The 20,403-nt window shown below is 72.8% G+C and carries 20 protein-coding genes and 1 riboswitch; of the genes, 15 read left to right on the top strand and 5 right to left on the bottom strand.

What is annotated here, in order from left to right:
* Positions 1 to 36: 36 nt before the first annotated feature.
* The 5 genes from ACH4TP_RS34910 to ACH4TP_RS34890 all read left to right on the top strand — a co-directional run bounded on the left by ACH4TP_RS34910 (position 37) and on the right by ACH4TP_RS34890 (position 4,955).
* Positions 37 to 402 (top strand): YraN family protein, encoded by a 366-nt coding sequence (locus tag ACH4TP_RS34910; protein ID WP_398189619.1) that lies wholly within the window; start codon positions 37 to 39, stop codon positions 400 to 402.
* Positions 402 to 2,015, top strand: coding sequence for a YifB family Mg chelatase-like AAA ATPase (locus ACH4TP_RS34905; protein ID WP_398440175.1), 1,614 nt, complete (start codon positions 402 to 404; stop codon positions 2,013 to 2,015). Before ACH4TP_RS34910 ends, ACH4TP_RS34905 begins: the two co-directional genes overlap by 1 nt.
* Positions 2,012 to 3,259 carry a DNA-processing protein DprA gene (dprA, locus tag ACH4TP_RS34900; protein WP_398189625.1) on the top strand — a complete coding sequence of 416 codons (1,248 nt, stop codon included), beginning with the start codon at positions 2,012 to 2,014 and terminating at the stop codon, positions 3,257 to 3,259. The genes ACH4TP_RS34905 and dprA overlap by 4 nt, the downstream gene beginning before the upstream one ends.
* Before the next feature lie 239 nt (positions 3,260 to 3,498).
* Entirely contained in the window at positions 3,499 to 4,335 is an 837-nt protein-coding gene (gene whiG, locus ACH4TP_RS34895; RefSeq protein WP_041131468.1) for an RNA polymerase sigma factor WhiG, read from the top strand.
* 53 nt (positions 4,336 to 4,388) lie between these two features.
* A complete protein-coding gene (locus ACH4TP_RS34890; RefSeq protein WP_389232563.1) occupies positions 4,389 to 4,955 on the top strand; it encodes a TetR/AcrR family transcriptional regulator in 567 nt (188 codons plus the stop codon).
* Here ACH4TP_RS34890 and ACH4TP_RS34885 read toward each other — a convergent pair.
* Positions 4,915 to 5,415, bottom strand: coding sequence for a murein hydrolase activator EnvC family protein (locus ACH4TP_RS34885; protein ID WP_398189628.1), 501 nt, complete (start codon positions 5,413 to 5,415; stop codon positions 4,915 to 4,917). The genes ACH4TP_RS34890 and ACH4TP_RS34885 overlap by 41 nt on opposite strands.
* A gap of 255 nt (positions 5,416 to 5,670) precedes the next feature.
* Between ACH4TP_RS34885 and rpsB the strand changes: the two genes are divergently transcribed.
* The 10 genes from rpsB (at position 5,671) to ACH4TP_RS34835 (ending at position 16,179) form a co-directional block, all read left to right on the top strand.
* Positions 5,671 to 6,543 (top strand): 30S ribosomal protein S2, encoded by an 873-nt coding sequence (gene rpsB, locus ACH4TP_RS34880; protein ID WP_389232303.1) that lies wholly within the window; start codon positions 5,671 to 5,673, stop codon positions 6,541 to 6,543.
* Positions 6,544 to 6,645: 102 nt separating this feature from the next.
* Positions 6,646 to 7,482, top strand: coding sequence for a translation elongation factor Ts (tsf, locus tag ACH4TP_RS34875; protein ID WP_398440174.1), 837 nt, complete (start codon positions 6,646 to 6,648; stop codon positions 7,480 to 7,482).
* Between the two features lie 163 nt (positions 7,483 to 7,645).
* Complete coding sequence (gene pyrH / locus ACH4TP_RS34870) at positions 7,646 to 8,410, top strand: UMP kinase (RefSeq protein WP_389232310.1); 765 nt, start codon at positions 7,646 to 7,648, stop codon at positions 8,408 to 8,410.
* 94 nt (positions 8,411 to 8,504) lie between these two features.
* Positions 8,505 to 9,062: a ribosome recycling factor gene (gene frr, locus ACH4TP_RS34865; protein ID WP_026057589.1), complete on the top strand. Its 558-nt coding sequence runs from the start codon at positions 8,505 to 8,507 to the stop codon at positions 9,060 to 9,062.
* A complete protein-coding gene (locus ACH4TP_RS34860; protein ID WP_389232313.1) occupies positions 9,062 to 10,165 on the top strand; it encodes a phosphatidate cytidylyltransferase in 1,104 nt (367 codons plus the stop codon). The genes frr and ACH4TP_RS34860 overlap by 1 nt, the downstream gene beginning before the upstream one ends.
* Positions 10,166 to 10,337: 172 nt before the next feature.
* The gene (gene rlmN, locus ACH4TP_RS34855) at positions 10,338 to 11,450 is read left to right on the top strand and encodes a 23S rRNA (adenine(2503)-C(2))-methyltransferase RlmN (protein ID WP_389232316.1); all 1,113 of its coding nucleotides are present in this window, start codon (positions 10,338 to 10,340) and stop codon (positions 11,448 to 11,450) included.
* Positions 11,451 to 11,479: 29 nt separating this feature from the next.
* Positions 11,480 to 11,589, top strand: a riboswitch (TPP riboswitch).
* An 81-nt stretch (positions 11,590 to 11,670) separates the two neighbouring features.
* The gene (locus ACH4TP_RS34850) at positions 11,671 to 12,765 is read left to right on the top strand and encodes a thiamine ABC transporter substrate binding subunit (RefSeq protein ID WP_398189635.1); all 1,095 of its coding nucleotides are present in this window, start codon (positions 11,671 to 11,673) and stop codon (positions 12,763 to 12,765) included.
* A gap of 38 nt (positions 12,766 to 12,803) precedes the next feature.
* On the top strand, positions 12,804 to 14,417 hold the full coding sequence (locus ACH4TP_RS34845) for an ABC transporter permease (protein WP_398189802.1): 1,614 nt from the start codon (positions 12,804 to 12,806) through the stop codon (positions 14,415 to 14,417).
* A complete protein-coding gene (locus ACH4TP_RS34840) occupies positions 14,417 to 15,439 on the top strand; it encodes an ABC transporter ATP-binding protein (protein ID WP_398440173.1) in 1,023 nt (340 codons plus the stop codon). The genes ACH4TP_RS34845 and ACH4TP_RS34840 overlap by 1 nt, the downstream gene beginning before the upstream one ends.
* 89 nt (positions 15,440 to 15,528) lie before the next feature.
* The gene (locus tag ACH4TP_RS34835; protein WP_389232325.1) at positions 15,529 to 16,179 is read left to right on the top strand and encodes a dihydrofolate reductase family protein; all 651 of its coding nucleotides are present in this window, start codon (positions 15,529 to 15,531) and stop codon (positions 16,177 to 16,179) included.
* A 7-nt stretch (positions 16,180 to 16,186) separates the two neighbouring features.
* Here ACH4TP_RS34835 and ACH4TP_RS34830 read toward each other — a convergent pair whose 3' ends face one another.
* From ACH4TP_RS34830 to ACH4TP_RS34815, 4 genes are all read right to left on the bottom strand, one after another.
* Positions 16,187 to 17,161, bottom strand: a complete 975-nt coding sequence (locus tag ACH4TP_RS34830) for a hypothetical protein (RefSeq protein ID WP_398440172.1) — start codon at positions 17,159 to 17,161, stop codon at positions 16,187 to 16,189.
* Positions 17,162 to 17,240: 79 nt separating this feature from the next.
* A complete protein-coding gene (locus ACH4TP_RS34825) occupies positions 17,241 to 18,377 on the bottom strand; it encodes an LOG family protein (protein WP_398440171.1) in 1,137 nt (378 codons plus the stop codon).
* A gap of 129 nt (positions 18,378 to 18,506) precedes the next feature.
* On the bottom strand, positions 18,507 to 19,658 hold the full coding sequence (locus ACH4TP_RS34820; RefSeq protein ID WP_398189647.1) for a hypothetical protein: 1,152 nt from the start codon (positions 19,656 to 19,658) through the stop codon (positions 18,507 to 18,509).
* Positions 19,640 to 20,368 carry an ABC transporter ATP-binding protein gene (locus ACH4TP_RS34815; protein ID WP_398440170.1) on the bottom strand — a complete coding sequence of 243 codons (729 nt, stop codon included), beginning with the start codon at positions 20,366 to 20,368 and terminating at the stop codon, positions 19,640 to 19,642. Before ACH4TP_RS34815 ends, ACH4TP_RS34820 begins: the two co-directional genes overlap by 19 nt.
* Between the last annotated feature and the right edge of the window lie 35 nt (positions 20,369 to 20,403).

The raw sequence follows: 20,403 nt of genomic DNA, 5'->3' as shown, positions 1-20,403 counted from the left end.
GCACTCCGTCACAGTCGGTGACGGAGGTGGTACCACATGAACAGGACCCAAGCCCTCGGACGGTACGGGGAGCAGCTGGCGACCCGCCGGCTCACCGCGACCGGCATGCACATCCTCGCCCGCAACTGGCGCTGCGGCCGGACCGGCGAGATCGACATCGTCGCCCTCGACGGCGACACCCTCGTCATCTGCGAGGTCAAGACCCGGCGCGACGGCGGCTACGAACACCCGATGGCCGCCGTCACACCCCGCAAGGCCGAGCGGCTCCGGCGCCTCGCCGCCTGCTGGCTCGACCGCAGCGACACCCCGGCGCCCGCCGGAGGCGTCCGCGTCGACCTCGTCGGCGTCGTCCTGCCGCGCAGGGGCGCCCCCGTCCTCACCCACGCCCAGGGGGTGGCCTGATGGGATTCGCCCGCACCTGCTCCGTCGCCCTCGTCGGCGTCGAAGGCGTCGTCGTCGAGGTCCAGGCCGACCTCGAACCCGGCGTCGCCGCCTTCACCCTCGTCGGCCTCCCCGACAAGAGCCTCAGCGAGAGCCGCGACCGGGTCCGCGCCGCCGTCGTCAACTCCGGCGCCGAATGGCCCCAGAAGAAACTGACCGTCGGCCTCAGCCCGGCATCCGTCCCGAAGGGCGGCTCCGGCTTCGACCTCGCCGTCGCCGCGGCCGTGCTCGGCGCCGCCGAGCGGATCGACCCGCGCGCCATCGCCGACCTCGTCCTCATCGGCGAACTCGGCCTCGACGGCCGCGTCCGGCCCGTCCGCGGCGTCCTGCCCGCCGTCCTCGCCGCCGCCGAAGCCGGATACGACCAGGTCGTCGTCCCCGAACAGACCGCAGGCGAGGCCTCCCTCGTCCCCGGGGTCTCCGTCCTCGGCGTCCGCAGCCTCCGCCAGCTGATCGCCGTCCTCGGCGACGAACCCGTCCCCGACGAGGAGGCCATCGAAGAAGGCCGGCCCGACGCCATGCTCGCCGGACTCCTCGTCCCCGGCGCCGGCATCGGCACCGGACTCGCCGCCGACCCCGCCGAAGGCCCCGACCTCGCCGACGTCGCCGGCCAGCACCGGGCCCGCCTCGCCCTGGAGGTCGCCGCCGCCGGCAGCCACCACCTGCTGCTCTCCGGCCCGCCCGGCGCCGGCAAGACCATGCTCGCCGAGCGCCTCCCCGGCATCCTCCCGCCCCTCACCCGGCAGGAATCCCTCGAAGTCACCGCCGTCCACTCCGTCGGCGGCATCCTCCCGCCCGGCGAACCCCTCGTCCGCCGCGCCCCCTACTGCGCGCCCCACCACTCCGCCACCATGCAGTCCCTCGTCGGCGGCGGGAACGGCCTCCCCAGGCCCGGCGCCGTCTCCCTCGCCCACCGAGGGGTCCTCTTTCTGGACGAGGCCCCCGAGTTCTCCGGCAAGGCCCTCGACGCCCTCCGCCAGCCCCTCGAATCCGGGCACGTCGTCATCGCCCGCGCCGCCGGGGTCGTCCGCCTCCCCGCCCGCTTCCTCCTCGCCCTCGCCGCCAACCCCTGCCCCTGCGGCCGGCACACCCTCTACGGCGCCGGCTGCGAATGCCCCGCCTCCGTCATCCGCCGCTACCAGGCACGACTCTCCGGACCCCTGCTCGACCGCGTCGACCTCCGCGTCGAGGTCGAACCCGTCACCCGCTCCGACCTCCTCGGACAGGGCGGCCGGGGCGAGACCACCGCCACCGTCGCCGCCCGCGTCCGCGAAGCCCGGGCCCGCGCCGCCGCACGGCTCTCCGACACCCCCTGGAAGGTGAACAGCGAGATCCCCGGACACGAGCTCCGCACCCGCTACCTCGCCGCCCCCGGCGCCCTCGCCACCGCCGAACGCGACATCGAACGCGGCCTGCTCACCGCCCGCGGCCTCGACCGCGTCCTCCGCGTCGCCTGGACCATCGCCGACCTCACCGGCCACGACCGTCCCGGCGGCGAGGACATCGCCCTCGCCCTCGAACTACGCACCGGCGTCGCCCGCGGCGTCCCTGTCGGAGCGGGGGAGCCCGCATGACCACCCCACCCATGCCGGGCACCGCGCCCGAGCCCAACGCCGAGCCCGAGCCCGGCGTCCCGCCCGCGCCTGAGCCCACCGCCGGGTCCGCGCCCAGTGGTGAGCACCTGGCCCGTGCGGTTCTCAGTCGTGCCGTCGAGCCCGGTGACGAACACGCCGGTCGGTGGATCCGCCGGTACGGGGCCGGAGGGTTCCTCGACCGGCTGCTTCAGGCGGGGGAGGACACTTCGGTCTTCCCCGGCACGGGAGCGAAACGGGTCGCCTCATGGCGGCGGCGGGCCGCAGCGGCCCGCCCGGGGCAGGACCTCGACGCCGTCCAGGCCCTCGGTGGTCGCTTTCTCGTCCCCGGGGACGCGGAATGGCCGAGCCAACTCGACGACCTGGGCGACGCCCGCCCCCTCGGGCTGTGGGTCCGGGGGCCCGCGGACCTGCGGGTCTGGGCCCTGCGCTCCGTCGCGCTCGTCGGGGCGCGCGCCTGCACGCCGTACGGCGCGCACACCGCCGCCGACCTCGCCGCAGGCCTCAGCCGACAGGGCTGGGTCGTCGTCTCCGGAGCCGCCTACGGGATCGACGGAGCCGCCCATCGGGGAGCGCTCGCGGCAGGGGGCGCGACCGTCGCCGTCCTCGCGTGCGGCGTCGACACCCCGTACCCCCGCGGCCACGACCGGCTGATCCGGCGCGTCGCGGAACAAGGGCTCGTCGTCGGGGAGCTGCCGCCCGACAGCCATCCCACCCCCAGCCGCTTCATCCTCCGCAACCGCGTCATCGCCGCCCTGACCCGGGGAACCGTCGTCATCGAGGCCCAGCACCGCAGCGGCTCCCTCGTCACCGCCCGCGCCGCGGGGCGGCTCGGGCGCCATGTCATGGGCGTCCCCGGGCCCGTGACCAGCGGGCTCTCGGCCGGCGTCCACGAACTGCTGCGCGGCGACGCCACCCTCGTCACCGACGCCGACGAGATCGTCGAACTCGTCGGGGACATCGGACAGCTCGCCCCCGCACGCAGGGGACCCGTCCTGCCCCGCGACCTCCTCGCCCCCGCCACCGCGCACGTCCTCGAAGCCGTCCCCGCCCGCGGCCCCACGCCCACCACCGCCATCGCCCACCGGGCCGGAACCACCCCCGACGACACCCTCGCCAAGCTGTACGAACTCCACTCGCTCGGCTTCGTCGAACGGCACGGGACGGGCTGGCGGTTGACGAACACCGCGACAGAAGCGTCGAACATGCGGCGAGGCGGTACTTGACCTGGGTCATTCGGGTGAAAAGGTGATGGCGATGAACAAGCGAGTTCTCTCGGCCGCACCCGAGGGGTCGACACGCGCCACGGCCCGGGTTCGAAGATGCGACCGACGGCGTCCACCCGGAGCGGCGCGATCCGCCGATGTTCGCTCACCGCGACAGCGCACTCACGCTACGCTCACCAGGATTCCCCACAGGACACCCACACCGACACACCCGACAGCAGAACGGCTCAAGGCAACGCATGCCCCAGCACACCTCCGGGTCTGACCGCGCTGCGGTGCCCCCAGCAGCCCGGGGCACCGTGCGACCACCCGCACCGACCTCACTCGACGAGCTGTGGCGCTCGTACAAGGACACCGGCGACGAGCGGCTGCGGGAGCAGCTGATCCTGCACTACTCGCCGCTCGTCAAGTACGTCGCCGGACGGGTCAGCGTGGGGCTGCCGTCCAATGTGGAACAGGCCGACTTCGTCTCCTCCGGGGTCTTCGGCCTCATCGACGCCATCGAGAAGTTCGACGTCGAACGGGCGATCAAGTTCGAGACGTACGCGATCACCCGCATCCGCGGCGCCATGATCGACGAACTCCGCGCCCTCGACTGGATCCCGCGCTCCGTCCGTCAGAAGGCCCGCAACGTCGAGCGGGCCTACGCCACCCTCGAAGCCCAGCTCCGCAGGACCCCCTCCGAGAGCGAGGTCGCCGCGGAGATGGAGATCACGCTGGAGGAACTGCACGCGGTTTTCAGCCAGTTGTCCCTGGCGAACGTGGTGGCCCTGGAGGAGCTGCTGCACGTCGGCGGCGAGGGCGGCGACCGGCTCTCCCTCATGGACACCCTCGAGGACACCGCCGCCGACAACCCCGTCGAGGTCGCCGAGGACCGCGAGCTGCGCCGGCTGCTCGCCCGCGCCATCAACACGCTCCCCGAGCGCGAGAAGACCGTCGTCACGCTCTACTACTACGAGGGCCTGACCCTCGCGGAGATCGGCCACGTCCTCGGCGTCACCGAGAGCCGGGTCAGCCAGATCCACACCAAATCCGTCCTCCAGCTCCGCGCCAAGCTGGCCGACGTCGGACGCTGACCCTTGCGGGCCGGTCGTACAGTGGAGCCGTGCCCAGGATTCGAGCGGCCTCGGTGGCCGAGCACCGGACCATGCAGCGCGCCGCCCTCCTGGACGCCGCGCGTTCCCTGCTGTCCGAGGGGGGTACGGAGGCGCTGACCTTCCCCGCCCTCGCCGAGCGCACGGGCCTGGCCCGCTCGTCGGTCTACGAGTACTTCCGGTCGCGCGCCGCCGTCGTCGAGGAGCTGTGCGCCGTCGACTTCCCCGTCTGGGCCGCCGAGGTCGAGGCCGCCATGGCCGGCGCCGGGACGCCGCGCGGCAAGGTCGAGGCGTACGTCCGCACACAGCTGGACCTCGTCGGGGACCGGCGCCACCGGGCGGTCGTCGCCATCTCGGCGAGCGAGCTGGAGGACGGCGCCCGCGAGAGGATCCGCGCCGCCCACGGCGGCCTCGTCGCCATGATCGTCGAAGCCCTCGCCGCCCTGGGCCAGCCCCAGCCCCGCCTGGGCGCCATGCTCCTCCAGGGCGTCGTCGACGCCGCCGTCCGCCGCATCGAACTCGGCGCGGCCGAAGACCCCGCCACCATCGCCGAAGCCGCCGTCACCATGGCCCTCCACGGCGTGGCCGGCCCCCAGGCCTGAGGCCCTGGCCGCCGGCGAGCGGAAGCAGGCGCGAGGGGGCCCTTCTCGTCAGGAGGAGGGGGTTCAGGTACTCCTCGCCCCTGAGGAGGCCCCAGTGCAGGCAGGACCTCGGGCAGTGGGAGTTCTCCGTGACCTCGGCGATCGGGGTGCCCGGTGAGACCTGGGCGCCCCGGGGGACCAGGGGGGTCACCGGGGTGAAGGTCGTGCGGAGCGGGGGAACGCCCGTACCCGGGAGGGTGAGGGTGAGCGCGCCGCGGCCGCCCACCGGCCCCGCGAAGGTGACCGTGCCCGCCACCGGGGCGAGGACCGGGGTGCCCGGAGGCGCGGCGAGGTCCACGCCGCGGTGACCCGCGGCGTACGGGCCGGGCGGGGGCTGCCAGCCGCGGAGGATCTCCGGCGGGGGCGGGCCCACCGGCCAGAGGAGGGTCAGGGCCGTGAACAGGATCGTCGCCAGGTGCATGGGAGAAGGCTTTCCCGGGCGTCCGGTTCATGACGGTCACGGACGGTATCTGTGGACTACTGGCCGGTTGTGGACAGCGCCGTCACCCGGCGCTCCCGGGGTCCCGTACACTTCCTATGGCGACTCGGGTCACCGGGTCGACTTCGCACGCCCCGCCACTTGTCTCTGAGGCGGGTGGCAGCGCCTTTCGGTCCTTCGCGGCACGGCGCGCCGGGGCGTCAGGAAAACAACCGAGAAACTCAAGGAGATACGGCCATGGCCGTCGTCACGATGCGGGAGCTGCTGGAGAGCGGCGTCCACTTCGGTCACCAGACCCGTCGCTGGAACCCGAAGATGAAGCGCTTCATCTTCACCGAGCGCAACGGCATCTACATCATCGACCTGCTCCAGTCGCTGTCGTACATCGACCGCGCCTACGAGTTCGTCAAGGAGACCGTCGCGCACGGCGGCTCCATCATGTTCGTCGGTACGAAGAAGCAGGCCCAGGAGGCCATCGCCGAGCAGGCGACGCGTGTCGGCATGCCGTACGTCAACCAGCGTTGGCTCGGTGGCATGCTCACCAACTTCTCCACCGTCTACAAGCGGCTGCAGCGCCTCAAGGAGCTCGAGCAGATCGACTTCGAGGACGTCGCCTCCTCGGGTCTCACCAAGAAGGAGCTCCTGGTCCTCTCCCGCGAGAAGGCCAAGCTGGAGAAGACCCTCGGTGGTATCCGCGAGATGCAGAAGGTGCCGAGCGCCGTCTGGATCGTCGACACCAAGAAGGAGCACATCGCCGTCGGTGAGGCGCGCAAGCTCCACATCCCGGTCGTCGCGATCCTCGACACCAACTGCGACCCCGACGAGGTCGACTACAAGATCCCGGGCAACGACGACGCGATCCGCTCCGTCACCCTGCTCACCCGCGTGATCGCCGACGCCGTCGCCGAGGGCCTCATCGCCCGCTCCGGCGCCGCGACCGGCGACTCGAAGCCGGGCGAGAAGGCCGCCGGCGAGCCGCTCGCCGAGTGGGAGCGCGACCTGCTCGAGGGTGAGAAGAAGGCTGACGAGGCCGTCGAGGCCCCCGCCGCCGAGGCCGCCCCGGCCGAGGCCGCCGCCGAGGCTCCGGCCGCGGACGCCGAGCAGGCCTGACCCTCCAGGACCTTCGGGTGACGACGGCGGGGGCCCACGAAGCCCCCGCCGTCCACCCGTGGACCCGCCCGATCTTTCAGACTTCGAGAGAGAAACAGACTCATGGCGAACTACACCGCCGCTGACGTCAAGAAGCTCCGCGAGCTCACCGGCGCCGGCATGATGGACTGCAAGAAGGCCCTGGACGAGGCCGACGGCAACGTCGACAAGGCCGTCGAGGCGCTCCGCATCAAGGGCCAGAAGGGCGTCGCCAAGCGCGAGGGCCGCTCTGCCGAGAACGGCGCCGTTGTCTCCCTCATCGCCGACGACAACACCTCCGGCGTCCTCGTCGAGCTGAAGTGCGAGACGGACTTCGTCGCCAAGGGTGACAAGTTCCAGGCCGTCGCCGCCCAGCTGGCCGAGCACGTCGCCGCCACCTCCCCGGCCGACATCGAGGCCCTGCTCGCCTCCGAGATCGAGCCCGGCAAGACGGTCCAGGCGTTCGTCGACGAGGCCAACGCCAACCTCGGCGAGAAGATCGTCCTCGACCGCTTCGCGCAGTACGCCGACGGCTTCGTCTACGCGTACATGCACCGCACGATGCCCGACCTGCCGCCGCAGATCGGTGTCCTCGTCGAGTTCGACAAGGCCGACGCCGACGTCGCCAAGGGCATCGCCCAGCACATCGCCGCCTTCGCGCCGAAGTACCTCACCAAGGAAGACGTTCCGGCCGAGGTCGTCGAGTCCGAGCGTCGCATCGCCGAGGAGACCACCCGCGCCGAGGGCAAGCCCGAGGCCGCGATCGCCAAGATCGTCGAGGGTCGCGTCAACGGCTTCTTCAAGGACGCCACGCTGCTCGGCCAGCCGTACGCCCTTGACAACAAGAAGTCCGTCCAGAAGGTCCTGGACGAGGCCGGTGTCACCCTGAAGCGCTTCACGCGCATCAAGGTCGGCATCTGAGTCCGTACGCGAACGCGACGGACACCGGACCCCGGTAGGGTCTGAGGCAGTCGTCCGCGCCCGCGCAGGACGACCGCAGATCTGACGAGGAGGCCATTGCCGTACGGGATACCGCGAGGACCCAGGGCAATGGCCTCCTTCGTATGTGCACGAGGAGATCTCCATGAATCAGGGCGCCGTACAGGGCGACGACACCAACGGCAAAAAGGCCGGCCGCTACATGCTGAAGCTGTCCGGAGAGGCCTTCTCCGGCGGCACCGGTCTCGGGGTCGACCCGGACGTCGTGCACGCCATCGCGCGTGAGATCGCCGCCGTCGTCCGGGACGGCGCGGAGATCGCGATCGTGATCGGCGGCGGCAACTTCTTCCGCGGCGCCGAGCTCCAGCAGCGCGGCATGGACCGGGCCCGCTCCGACTACATGGGCATGCTCGGCACCGTGATGAACTGCCTCGCCCTCCAGGACTTCCTGGAGAAGGAGGGCATCGACTCCCGCGTCCAGACCGCCATCACCATGGGCCAGGTCGCCGAGCCCTACATCCCGCTGCGCGCCGTGCGCCACCTGGAGAAGGGCCGCGTGGTCATCTTCGGTGCGGGCATGGGCATGCCGTACTTCTCCACGGACACCACCGCCGCCCAGCGCGCCCTGGAGATCGACGCCGAGGCCCTGCTCATGGGCAAGAACGGCGTGGACGGCGTCTACGACTCCGACCCGAAGAAGAACCCCGACGCGGTCAAGTTCGACGCCCTCGAGTACGGCGAGGTGCTCTCCCGCGACCTCAAGGTCGCCGACGCCACCGCCATCACCCTGTGCCGGGACAACAACCTCCCGATCCTCGTCTTCGAACTGCTCGCCGAGGGCAATATCGCTCGCGCGGTGAAGGGTGAGAAGATCGGCACGCTCGTGAGCGACCAGGGCACCCGGGCCTGACCCGAACCGGGGAACCGCCCCGCAAGGGGATGGACAGAGCCCTGCCGGTCGTACACCGTGCAGGACACAACGCGACGACACGCAGGAGCAAGTGGTGATCGAAGAGACCCTCCTCGAGGCCGAGGAGAAGATGGAGAAGGCCGTCGTGGTCGCCAAGGAGGACTTCGCCGCGATCCGCACCGGCCGTGCGCACCCGGCGATGTTCAACAAGATCGTGGCCGACTACTACGGTGCCATCACCCCCATCAACCAGCTGGCGTCCTTCTCCGTCCCGGAGCCGCGCATGGCCGTGGTGACGCCGTTCGACAAGAGCGCGCTGCGCAACATCGAGCAGGCGATCCGGGACTCGGACCTCGGCGTCAACCCGAGCAACGACGGCAACATCATCCGCGTGGTGTTCCCCGAGCTGACCGAGGAGCGCCGCCGGGAGTACATCAAGGTCGCCAAGGGCAAGGCCGAGGACTCGAAGATCTCGATCCGCTCGGTCCGCCGCAAGGCCAAGGAGACCATCGACAAGCTCGTCAAGGACGGCGAGGTCGGCGAGGACGAGGGCCGCCGCGCCGAGAAGGAGCTCGACGACACCACCGCGAAGTACGTCGCGCAGGTGGACGAGCTGCTCAAGCACAAGGAAGCCGAGCTGCTCGAGGTCTGATGAACGACTCTTCCTGGGGGGCCCCGGCCGGTTCCGGCCGCGGGGGACCCGACCAGGGGCCTGCCCCGGCGGGTCCCGCATACGATCGGCAGCAGGCGGCGCAGACTCGGCCCATGCCCATCGTGCCCGACGTTCCCGCCGGCGGATTCCAGGACGGTCACGACCGGGGGGCCGCTCACCCGAGCGGTCCCCTGTTCCGTGACGAGCCGCCGCACGAGCACCCGCAGGAGCCCATGTCCAGCCCCACCCCGCCTCCGCCGCCCGCGCCCCCGGCGCCACGGCAGAAGAAGAGCGCGGGCCGCGACCTGGGCGCGGCCATAGGCGTCGGGGTCGGTCTCGGCGCCGTCATCATCGCGTCGCTGTTCATCTGGAAGCCGGCGTTCGTCGGGGTGATAGCGGTCGCCGTGGTCGTCGGCCTGTGGGAGCTCACCTCCCGCCTCCAGGAGCGCAAGGAGATCAAGGCTCCGCTGGTCCCGCTCGCGGTCGGCGGCGCGGCGATGGTCGTCGCCGGCTACGTCCGGGGCGCCGAGGGCGCCTGGGTGGCGATGGCCCTCACGGCGCTCGCGGTGCTCGTCTGGCGGATGACGGAGCCTCCCGAGGGCTACCTCAAGGACGTCACGGCGGGGGTCTTCGCCGCGTTCTACGTGCCGTTCCTGGCGACGTTCGTGGCGCTGCTGCTGACCGCGGACGACGGGCCGCAGCGGGTGCTGACCTTCCTGATCCTGACCGTGGTCAGCGACACCGGGGCGTACGCGATCGGCTGGCGCTTCGGCAAGCACAAGCTGGCCCCGCGGATCAGCCCCGGCAAGACCCGGGAGGGCCTGGTCGGCGCGGTGACGTTCGCGATGGCGGCGGGCGCGCTGTGCATGCAGTTCATGATCGACGACGGCGCCTGGTGGCAGGGCCTGATCCTCGGCCTCGCGGTGGCCGCGAGCGCGACGCTCGGCGACCTCGGCGAGTCCATGATCAAGCGCGACCTCGGCATCAAGGACATGGGCACGCTGCTGCCCGGCCACGGCGGCATCATGGACCGCCTGGACTCCCTGCTGCCGACGGCGCCGGTGGTGTGGCTGCTGATGGCGCTCTTCGTCGGAACGGCTTGACGGACAGCGGGTACTCTGGAAGGGCTCGTGGCGCGTGCGCCGCGGGCCCTTCCGTCGTCCTCGCCGCAGCGGGGACGGTCCAGTGAGGTCTCCTGGCTTCGGCATCGTGATGCCGCCCTCCCCGCCGTCGCGGGGGTACCAGACCTCGTGCCGTCTGAGGAGACACCCGATCGTGGCCCGTCCAGTGCCCGGAGAACTCACTTTCGTCGCCCCCCGCGGAGCCAAGAAGCCGCCGCGGCACCTGGCCGACCTCACGCCCGCGGAGCGGAAGGAGGCCGTCGCCGCGATCGGCGAGAAGCCGTTCCGCGCCAAGCAGCTGTCCACGCACTACTTCGCGCGGTACGCGCACGACCCCGCCGAGTGGACCGACATCCCGGCCGCCTCGCGGGAGAAGCTGGCCGGGGAGCTGCTGCCCGACCTGATGTCCGTGGTGCGGCACATCTCGTGCGACGACGACACCACCCGCAAGACCCTGTGGAAGCTGCACGACGGCACGCTCGTGGAGTCGGTGCTCATGCGCTACCCCGACCGGGTGACCATGTGCATCTCCTCGCAGGCCGGCTGCGGCATGAACTGTCCGTTCTGCGCGACCGGGCAGGCGGGCCTCGACCGGAACCTGTCGACCGCCGAGATCGTGCACCAGATCGTGGACGGCATGCGGGCGCTGCGCGACGGGGAGGTGCCCGGGGGACCGGCGCGGCTCTCCAACATCGTGTTCATGGGCATGGGCGAGCCGCTCGCCAACTACAAGCGCGTCGTCGGCGCGATCCGCCGGCTGACGGACCCCGAGCCGGACGGCCTCGGGCTCTCGCAGCGCGGCATCACCGTCTCCACCGTCGGCCTCGTCCCCGCGATGCTGCGCTTCGCCGACGAGGGCTTCAAGTGCCGCCTCGCCGTCTCGCTGCACGCGCCCGACGACGAGCTCCGCGACACCCTGGTGCCCGTCAACACGCGCTGGAAGGTCCGCGAGGTCCTCGACGCGGCCTGGGAGTACGCGGAGAAGTCCGGGCGCCGGATCTCCATCGAGTACGCCCTCATCCGGGACATCAACGACCAGGCCTGGCGCGGCGACCTCCTCGGCCGCCTCCTCAAGGGCAAGCGGGTGCACGTCAACCTGATCCCGCTGAACCCGACGCCCGGGTCGAAGTGGACGGCGTCCCGTCCCGAGGACGAGAAGGCCTTCGTCGAGGCGATCGCCCGCCACGGCGTGCCGGTGACCGTCCGGGACACCCGCGGCCAGGAGATCGACGGTGCCTGTGGACAGCTCGCGGCCTCCGAGCGCTGACCTTGTAGTCTGAGCTCGAACACATCTCCATATTCCGACAGGGGAGCGCCACAGCGCTGAGAGTGCGGTAACCGTAGACCGCAGACCCTCTGAACCTCGCCCAGGTCATTCTGGGTAGGAAGTTCGGTCGTAACTCAAGCTGTTGCGCCCTGCCCGCGTCCGGTCCGCCGGCCGTGGGCAGGGCCGCGTCTCTTCCTGGTCATACCCAGGAGGAAATCCAGTGAGCATCAAGAAGGCCGCCGCCGTCGCGCTCGTCGCGGCGCTCGGCGTCACCGGCCTCGCCGCATGCGGCACCGACAAGGGCGGGAGCGAGGCCGGCAAGACCGACCAGCCCGCGCCGAAGACCGTCACGCTGGTGAGCCACGACTCCTTCAACGCCTCCAAGGAGGTGCTCGCCGACTTCACCAAGCAGACCGGGTTCACGGTCAAGGTGCTGAAGAGCGGCGACGCCGGCGAGGCCGTCAACAAGGAGATCCTGACCAAGGGCTCCCCGCAGGGCGACGTCTTCTTCGGCGTCGACAACACGCTGCTGTCCCGCGCCCTCGACAACGGGATCTTCGTCCCGTACGAGGCGAAGGGCCTGGACCGGGTCCCCGCCGCGTTCCAGCTCGACAAGGAGCACCGGGTCACCCCGATCGACTCCGGCGACATCTGCGTCAACTACGACAAGAAGTACTTCGCGGACAAGAAGCTGGCGCCGCCGGTGACCTTCGACGACCTGGCGAAGCCCGCGTACAAGGACCTCCTCGTGGTGGAGAACCCCGAGCGGTCCTCCCCGGGCCTCGGCTTCCTCCTCGGCACGGCCGCCAAGTACGGCGACGAGGGCTGGCAGGACTACTGGAAGAAGCTCAAGGCCAACGGCGTGAAGACCGTCGACAGCTGGGAGCTCGCCTACAACCAGGAGTTCTCCGGCTCGGCCGGCGGCAAGCAGGCCAAGGGCGACCGCCCGCTGGTCGTGTCGTACGCCTCCAGCCCGCCGGCCGAGGTGCTGTACGGCGAGCCGCAGCCGAAGGTGGCGCCCACCGGGGTCTCCACCGGCACCTGCTTCCGCCAGATCGAGTTCGCGGGCCTGCTGAACGGCGCGAAGAACCCCGAGGGCGGCAAGGCGCTCGTCGACTTCCTGATCTCCAGGAAGTTCCAGGAGGACATGCCGCTCCAGATGTTCGTCAACCCGGTGGCGAAGGACGCGGCCCTGCCGGAGCTGTTCACCAAGCACGGCGTGGTGATCGAGAAGCCGGAGACCATGGCGCCCGGGAAGATCGCCGAGAAGCGTGACGCGTGGATCCAGCAGTGGTCGTCGCTCGTCCTGAAGTGACCCGCGACCTCAAGGGGAGCGCGACGCGGCTGGGCCTGATGGCCCTGCCCGTCGCGTTCTTCGGGGTCTTCTTCGCCTGGCCCGTCGTGTCCATCGTGGACCGGGGGCTCAGGCCCGCGGGCACGTGGGACCTCGGCCGGATCGGCGGGACGCTGACCCGGCCGGACATCCTCGACGTGCTCGGCTTCACCCTGTGGCAGGCGCTCGCCTCCACCGGTCTCACCCTGCTGCTCGCGCTGCCCGGGGCGTACGTCTTCGCCCGCTTCGACTTCCCCGGCAAGAGCGTGCTGCGGGCCGTCGTCACGGTGCCGTTCGTGCTGCCGACGGTCCTCGTGGGCACGGCGTTCCTGGCGCTCGTCGGCCGGGGCGGGCTCACCGACGAACTGTGGGGGCTGCGGCTCGACACCAGCGTCTGGGCGATCCTCCTCGCCCACGTGTTCTTCAACTACGCGGTCGTCGTCCGGACCGTCGGCGGCCTCTGGTCGCAGCTCGACCCGCGCCAGGAGGAGGCCGCCCGGGTCCTCGGCGCCTCCCGCTGGACGGCCTGGCGGACGGTGACGCTGCCCGCGCTCGTGCCGGCGGTGGCGGCGGCCGCCCTGATGGTCTTCCTCTTCACCTTCACCTCCTTCGGCGTCGTGCAGATCCTCGGCGGGAACGCGTACACGACGCTGGAGGCCGAGATCTACCGGCAGACCGCCCGGCTGCTCGACCTGCCGACGGCGGCGGTCCTGACCCTCGTCCAGTTCGCGGCCGTCGGCGCGATCCTCGGCGTGCACGCCTGGACGGTACGGCGGCGGGAGACCTCGCTGCGGCTCGTACCGCCGGAGACGACCGCGCGCCGGCCGCGCGGCGCCGGACAGCTGGCGCTGCTCGCGGGCGTCCTCGTCTCGGTGGCGCTGCTGATCCTGCTGCCGCTCGGCGTGCTCGTGGAGCGCTCCTTCGCGGAGCCGGGCGGGTACGGGCTCGGCTACTACCGGGCGCTCGGCTCGCTCGACGAGGCCGGGACCTTCCTCGTCCCGCCCCTGGAGGCGATCGGGAACTCGCTGCGGTACGCGGTGGCCGCCACCGCCATCGCCGTGGTGATCGGCGGGCTCGCGGCGGCGGCGCTCACGAGGCGGGCCGGCCGGCTCGTACGGGGCTTCGACGCGCTCCTCATGCTGCCGCTCGGGGTCTCCGCCGTCACCGTCGGCTTCGGCTTCCTCATCACCCTCGACGAGCCGCCGCTCGACCTGCGGGCCAGCTGGATCCTCGTACCGCTCGCACAGGCCCTGGTCGGCGTCCCCTTCGTCGTACGGACGATGCTGCCGGTCCTGCGGGCGGTGGACGAGCGGCTGCGGGAGGCGGCGGCCGTGCTCGGCGCCTCGCCGTGGCGGGCCTGGCGGGAGGTGGACCTGCCGATGGTGCGGCGGGCGCTGCTCATCGCGGCCGGGTTCGCGTTCGCCGTGTCGCTCGGCGAGTTCGGGGCGACCGTCTTCATCGCCCGGCCCGAGAGCCCGACGCTCCCGGTGGCGGTGGCCCGGCTGCTCGGCCGGCCCGGCGCGCTCAACTACGGCCAGGCGATGGCCCTCTCGACGATTCTGATGGTGGTGTGCGCGGTGTCCCTGCTGCTGCTCGAACGGCTCCGCACCGACCGGACCTCCGGGGAGTTCTGATGCTTTCGATCAAGGGCGCGACCGTACGGTTCGGGGAGCGGGCCGCGCTCGACGCCGTGGACCTGGAGGTCGCCGAGCACGAGATCGTGTGCGTGCTCGGCCCCAGCGGCAGCGGCAAGTCCACGATGCTGCGGGCCGTCGCCGGGCTCCAGGCCCTCGACGGCGGCCGGGTCCTGCTCGGCGGCGCCGACCAGGCCGGGGTGCCAGTGCACAAGCGGGGCGTCGGCCTGATGTTCCAGGACCACCAGCTGTTCCCGCAGCGGGACGTCGGCGGGAACGTCGCCTTCGGGCTGCGGATGCGGGGCGCCGGGAAGGCCGAGCAGGCCGAGCGCGTACGGGAGCTGCTCGACCTCGTCGGCCTCCCGGGCGCCGAGCGGCGGTCCGTCGCCGCGCTCTCCGGCGGCGAGCAGCAGCGCGTGGCGCTCGCCCGCGCCCTGGCCCCCCGGCCCCGGCTCCTGATGCTCGACGAGCCGCTCGGCCAGCTCGACCGGGGGCTGCGGGAGCGGCTCGTCGTGGAGCTGCGGCAGCTCTTCGGGCGGCTCGGCACGACGGTCCTCGCGGTCACCCACGACCAGGGCGAGGCCTTCGCGCTCGCCGACCGGCTCGTGGTCATGCGGGACGGGCGGATCGCCCAGTCGGGTGCGCCCGTCGACGTGTGGCGGCGGCCCGCCTCGGAGTTCGTGGCGCGGTTCCTGGGCTTCGACAACGTGGTGACGGCGCGGGTGACCGGCGCGGTCGCGCAGACCGTCTGGGGCAAGGTCCCGGTCCCGGACGGCTCGCCCGAGGGCGAGCGGCGGCTCCTCGTCCGCCCGGGCGGGGTGCGGCTCGTGGAGTCGCGGCCCGTCTGGACGGTGGAGTCCCGGACCTTCCGCGGCAGCCAGGTCCTCGTACGGCTCCGTCCCGCCGAGGGCCCGGCGCTGGAGGCGGAGCTCCCGCTGCGGGAGGCGCCGGAGGAGGGGGCCGGGGTGGGAGTGGAGTTCCGGGCGGAGGACGTGGTGGTGCTGGGGGACGACATCTCGTAGCGGGGTGGCGGGTGCGATGAGTTTTCCCGGTCGCGGGAGTCTCCTGGTTGTTCGTCGTTTTCCCTGCCGACCACCAGGAGGAAGCCCCCATGGGCCAGCAGCTGTTGAGAGTCCAGAACTTCAACGTCTCGTCCGACGGATTCGGCGCCGGTGAGGGCCAGAGCCTGGAGCGGCCGTTCGGCCACGCCGAGCCCGGGGAGATGTTCTCCTGGGCCGGGGCCACCGCGAGCTGGCCGATGCGGACCGATCCCGGCGGCAGCCGCGGCCTCGACGACTACCTGACGCGGGACTACGCGCGGAACATCGGCGCCGAGATCATGGGCCGCAACAAGTTCTCCCCCCTGCGCGGGCCCTGGGAGAACGAGGACTGGCGCGGCTGGTGGGGCGACGAGCCGCCGTTCCGCACGCCGGTGTTCGTCCTGACCCACCACCCGCGCCCCTCGTTCACGCTCTCCGACACGACCTTCCACTTCGTCGACGCGGACCCCGCCACGGTCCTCGCGATGGCGAAGGAGGCGGCGGGGGACAAGGACGTCCGCCTGGGCGGCGGCGCCGCCACGATCCGGGAGTTCCTGGACGCCGACCTCGTCGACACCCTGCACGTCGCGGTGTCGCCGGTGAAGCTCGGCTCCGGGTCACGGCTGTGGGAGTCGCCGGAGGAGCTCTTCGACCGCTTCCACTGCGACGTCGTGCCGAGCCCGGGCGGCAAGGTGACGCACCACCTGTTCTGGCGGAAGTGACGTCCGGCTAGCAGTGACCGCACGTCCTCCGGGTCGCCCGCTGATAGACGCGGGTGGCCCGGGCCAGGGCGAGACCGTAGCCGCAGAAGCCTCCGTAGGCGACAGCGACCACCCAGGGGGCGTGGTCCGTCAGGCCGACGCTGATCACGCCCCACCAGGTCAGCACCCCGAACACGGCGAGGAAGGCACCGAACGGAGCGAGCGCGCCCGCCCCGGTCCAGCCGAGCGCGAGCAGCGGCAGGCGGGGCAGCCGTCGTCCCCAGGGGCGGGTCAGCGCGAGCGCGAGGGCCATGCCGAGCAGGGCAAGGACGGCGGTGACGTCGACCCCGTGGTCGTACAGCCGGATGCCGAGGTCGCTGGTGTACTCCGGGTCGGCGCCGGGGCGGCCGGTGCCCGTGTAGCCGGGGGTGACGCCCAGCACCCACAGCGTCTTCAGGACGGTGTACGGGACGAGGGCGGCGACGGCGAGGAGGCCGGCGCGGGTGGCGGGCCGGGCGTCCGTGTCTCCGGCGCGGTGGCCGCGCCCGCCGCAGTACGGGCAGGTGCCCAGCCTCCGGCGCCGGTGGGCGAGGGCCGCGCAGCCCCACAGCACCGCGCCGAGCACGGCGAGGAACTGGTTGGCCAGGGCCGTCCAGTCGACCGGCTCCTGGTTGCGGGACAGGAAGAACAGCAAGTGGACGGGGCTGAGGAGGGCCGGAAAGCCCGAGGTCAGGCAGAGCGCGACGACCGCCCAGGCCGCCGACGACAGCCACCGGACGCCGGGACGGCGGAGCAGTGCGTACGCGAGGACGGCGGCGGCCCCGTACAGCACCGCCGCGCCCGCCTCCGCTCCCGTGCCGGTGCCCTTGGCCAGGAGTGCGTACCCGAAGGAGGGGCTGGTGAGGGCGGCGAGGGCCGCGCCCGTGGCGTACAGCAGCGACCAGACGAACGCGGTGCGCCCGGCCCAGGACGGCCACGTGGCCAGGAGGGTCTTCGGTGTCATGGACCGAGCCTCCCGCCGGAGCGTCTCGGCGGGCGTCGGCCCGTGGGTGGGGTCGCCTCCGTCACGCGGCGGAGGCGGCCTACCCCCCGAGTCGCTCCAGCGCCTCGGGGGCCTCGTCGATCGAGTCCACCAGGGCGATCCGGGCCGCCATCGGGCGGTCGGCGGCGAGGGTCTCAAGGAGGGGCCAGGCCGGGAGGTGGGCGGTCCAGTGGGCGCGGTTCACCAGGACCATCGGGGTCGGGACGCCCCGGGAGCCGTAGTAGTTCGGGGTCGCGTTGTCGAAGATCTCCTGGACCGTGCCCGCCGCGCCCGGCAGGAAGACGGTGCCCGCCGTCGAGCGGGCGAGGAGGCCGTCCTCGCGGGTGGCGTTGGCGAAGTACTTGGCGATGTGCTCGGCGAAGGGGTTCGGCGGCTCGTGGCCGTAGAACCAGGTGGGGATGCCGACCGAGTCCCCGCCGTCCGGCCACATCGCCCGTACCGCGAAGGCCGCCCGGGCCCAGTCCGTCACCGAGGGGGTGAACGACGGGGCCTTGGAGAGGAGGTCGAGCGCCCCCGCCAGGGCGGCGTCGTCGAAACGCGCCAGGTACGCGCCGAGGTTCGCGGCCTCCATCGCGCCCGGTCCGCCGCCGGTCGCCACGGTGAGCCCGGCGCGGGCCAGGGACCTGCCGAGCCGGGCGGCGCCCGCGTACGCCTCGGTGCCCCGGCCCATCGCGTGCCCGCCCATGACGCCGACGACCGGGGCCCCGTCGAGGTGTTCGTCGAGGGCGTCGGAGACGGCGTCGTCGTGGAGGGAGCGGAGCATCGAGGAGAGGATGTCGCCGTCGGCCCTGGTCCGGCCGAACCACGCGTACGCGAGGAAGTCGGGCGTCGACTCGTACCCGGTCTCGGCGATCCCCTCGTACAGCTCCCCGGGGGTGTAGAGCCGCGCCCGGTAGGGGTCGAAAGGCAGCTCGGGGACGGGCGGGAAGACGAGCGCCCCGTCGGCGCGGACCTTGGCGGCGGCCTCCGGCTCCATGGGGCAGCCGAGGAAGACGGCGTCCTTGGTGACGGCGGCGAGCAGGGCGAAGGTCCGGCCGGTGAGGTCGATCGACTGGACCCGGTGTCCGGCGAGCGATCCCGGACGGGCGAGCACCGCGTCGAACTCGGCGAGGGTGTGGACCTCGCGTCCGTGCCCGCGTGGTCCGGGCGGGCGCTGTGCCGGGGGAAGCGTCGCCATGGGCCCACGATAGGGGCCGCCGTGACGGGCGGCCCCTCGGGAAGTCCGGCCGATCGGGCCGGTTTCGCGGTGTCCGGCACCGCTTCATGATCCGGCCTGTTCGGCGGTCCGCCCCTTCGTGCGGGTCGCTCAGCCCGTCAGCGGCAGGGCCGCCAGTTCCGCCACCGCCCAGGTCAGTGGGGCGAAGACGGCGAAGAGCGCGCCCGCGCGGAGGAGGGCTGCCGTGCGGAGGACGGTGGGTGGGGCGCCGATGCGGAGGAGGGCTTCTGTGGTGTGGGTGCGGCCCTGGCGGGATTCCAGGGCGGCGGTCAGGAGGGTGGCGGTGGTGCAGGCGAGGACGAGGGCCGCGCCGAGGCCGGTGAGGGGGCCGAAGGCGCCGGTGCCCGTGTCGGCGTCGTACAGGGCGGCCGCCGCGAGGGTGCCGGAGACCACCGCGCTGACGACGCCGAGCGGGCGGCCGATGCGGCGGGACTCGTCCATCAGGACGCGGCCCGCGAGGAGCCGGGTGGCGCCCGGCCGGACGGACTGGAGGAGCCGGCCGCAGCCGTGGGCGAGGCCCGGGCCGGCCAGGGCGAGGCCCGCGGCGGTGAGGATCCAGCCGACGAGGACGCCCGTGGGGCTGCCGTCGAAGCGGCCGGGGAGGGGGAGGCCGTCTCCGGTGCCGCTCCGGCCCGCGTACGTCTCGATCGCGAGGCCGACCGCGACGAGGGCGACGCCCCAGGGCAGCCCGGACGGCATCGTCCGCTCGGCGCCCTCCGGCGGTGCGGGCGCGGTGCGGGGGCGCAGGGCCAGGCCGGCCGCCGTGGCGGCGACGACCGGCGGGACGGCGAGCAGGGTGAGGGCGGCCGCGAGCGGGACCGGCCGGTCGGCGGCGAGGAGTCCGGCGGCCGCCCCGTCGAAGGGCAGGCCCGTGATGTCGCCGCGCAGGTGCAGGTAGAACAGGAGCGCGACCGTGGAGCCGAGCGTGCAGGCGACGGCCGTCGAGGCGGCGGCGATCGCGGTGAGCCGGGCGGGGCCGAGGCCGACGGCGGAGAGCCCGGGGCGCGGCCGGGTGCTGGGGTCGGTGCGGGCCACCGCGACGGCGAACTGGACGGTCGCGGCGAGCGGCAGGACGCACCAGAGCAGCCGCAGGACCGAGGCCGAGGACCTGTCCGGGTGCCCGACGGCGTATCCGAGGGTGCAGAGCAGCAGGAAACCCACCCCCGCGGCCGCGGCGGCGACGAGGAGCCGGCGCGTCAGGACGAGCGGGTGGGTCCCGCGGGCTAGACGGAGAGCGAGCACGCGGCGACGCCCTCCGCCCCTGACGCCGGGGGTACGGCGCCGACCCGGCGTCCGTCGAGCAGGGTGACCGTGCGGTCGGCGAGCGCCGCGACCTCGGCGTCGTGGGTGGCGAGGAGCACGGTGATGCCGTGCGAGCGGGCCGCGGCCGTCAGGGTGCGCAGGACCTGTGCGCCGTCGGCCCGGTGCAGGGTGGCGGTGGGTTCGTCGGCGAAGAGGACCGAGGGGGTGGTGATCAGGGCGCGGGCGATCGCGATCCGCTGGCGCTGGGACTGGGTGAGGGCGTGCGGCCGCTTGCGGGCGCAGCCGCCGATGTCGAGCCGCTCCAGCCACTCCAGGGCGGCGGTCTTGGCGGCCCGGTGGGAGGCGCCGTGGAGCAGCAGCGGCAGCGCGGTGTTCTCCCAGCCGGTGAGTTCGGGGACGAGGCCGGGTTCGGGGTCGATCCAGCCGAAGCGCTCGCGGCGGAGCCGTTCGCGCTGGGCGGGGCCCAGGGTGTGGACGGGGCCGCTGTTGAACCAGACCTCGCCCTCCTGGGCGACGAGCTGGCCGGAGAGGCAGCGCATGAGGGTGGTCTTGCCGCTGCCGCGCGGGCCGACGACGGCGAGGATCTCGCCTTCGCGGACGCCGAGGGAGACGCCGCTGAGGGCGTCCGTACCGCCCAGGGCGCAGTGCAGGGAACGCGCCCAGAGCACGTCGTTGTCCGGTGGGGCCATCGCGTACACCTCGATGTCGGATCCGATACTCGCCT

Source organism: Streptomyces sp. NPDC021012, from assembly GCF_044333355.1.
Lineage (GTDB): Bacteria > Actinomycetota > Actinomycetes > Streptomycetales > Streptomycetaceae > Streptomyces.
The sequence above is the reverse complement of the archived record's forward strand: the minus strand, read 5'-3'. Positions and strand labels throughout refer to the sequence as shown.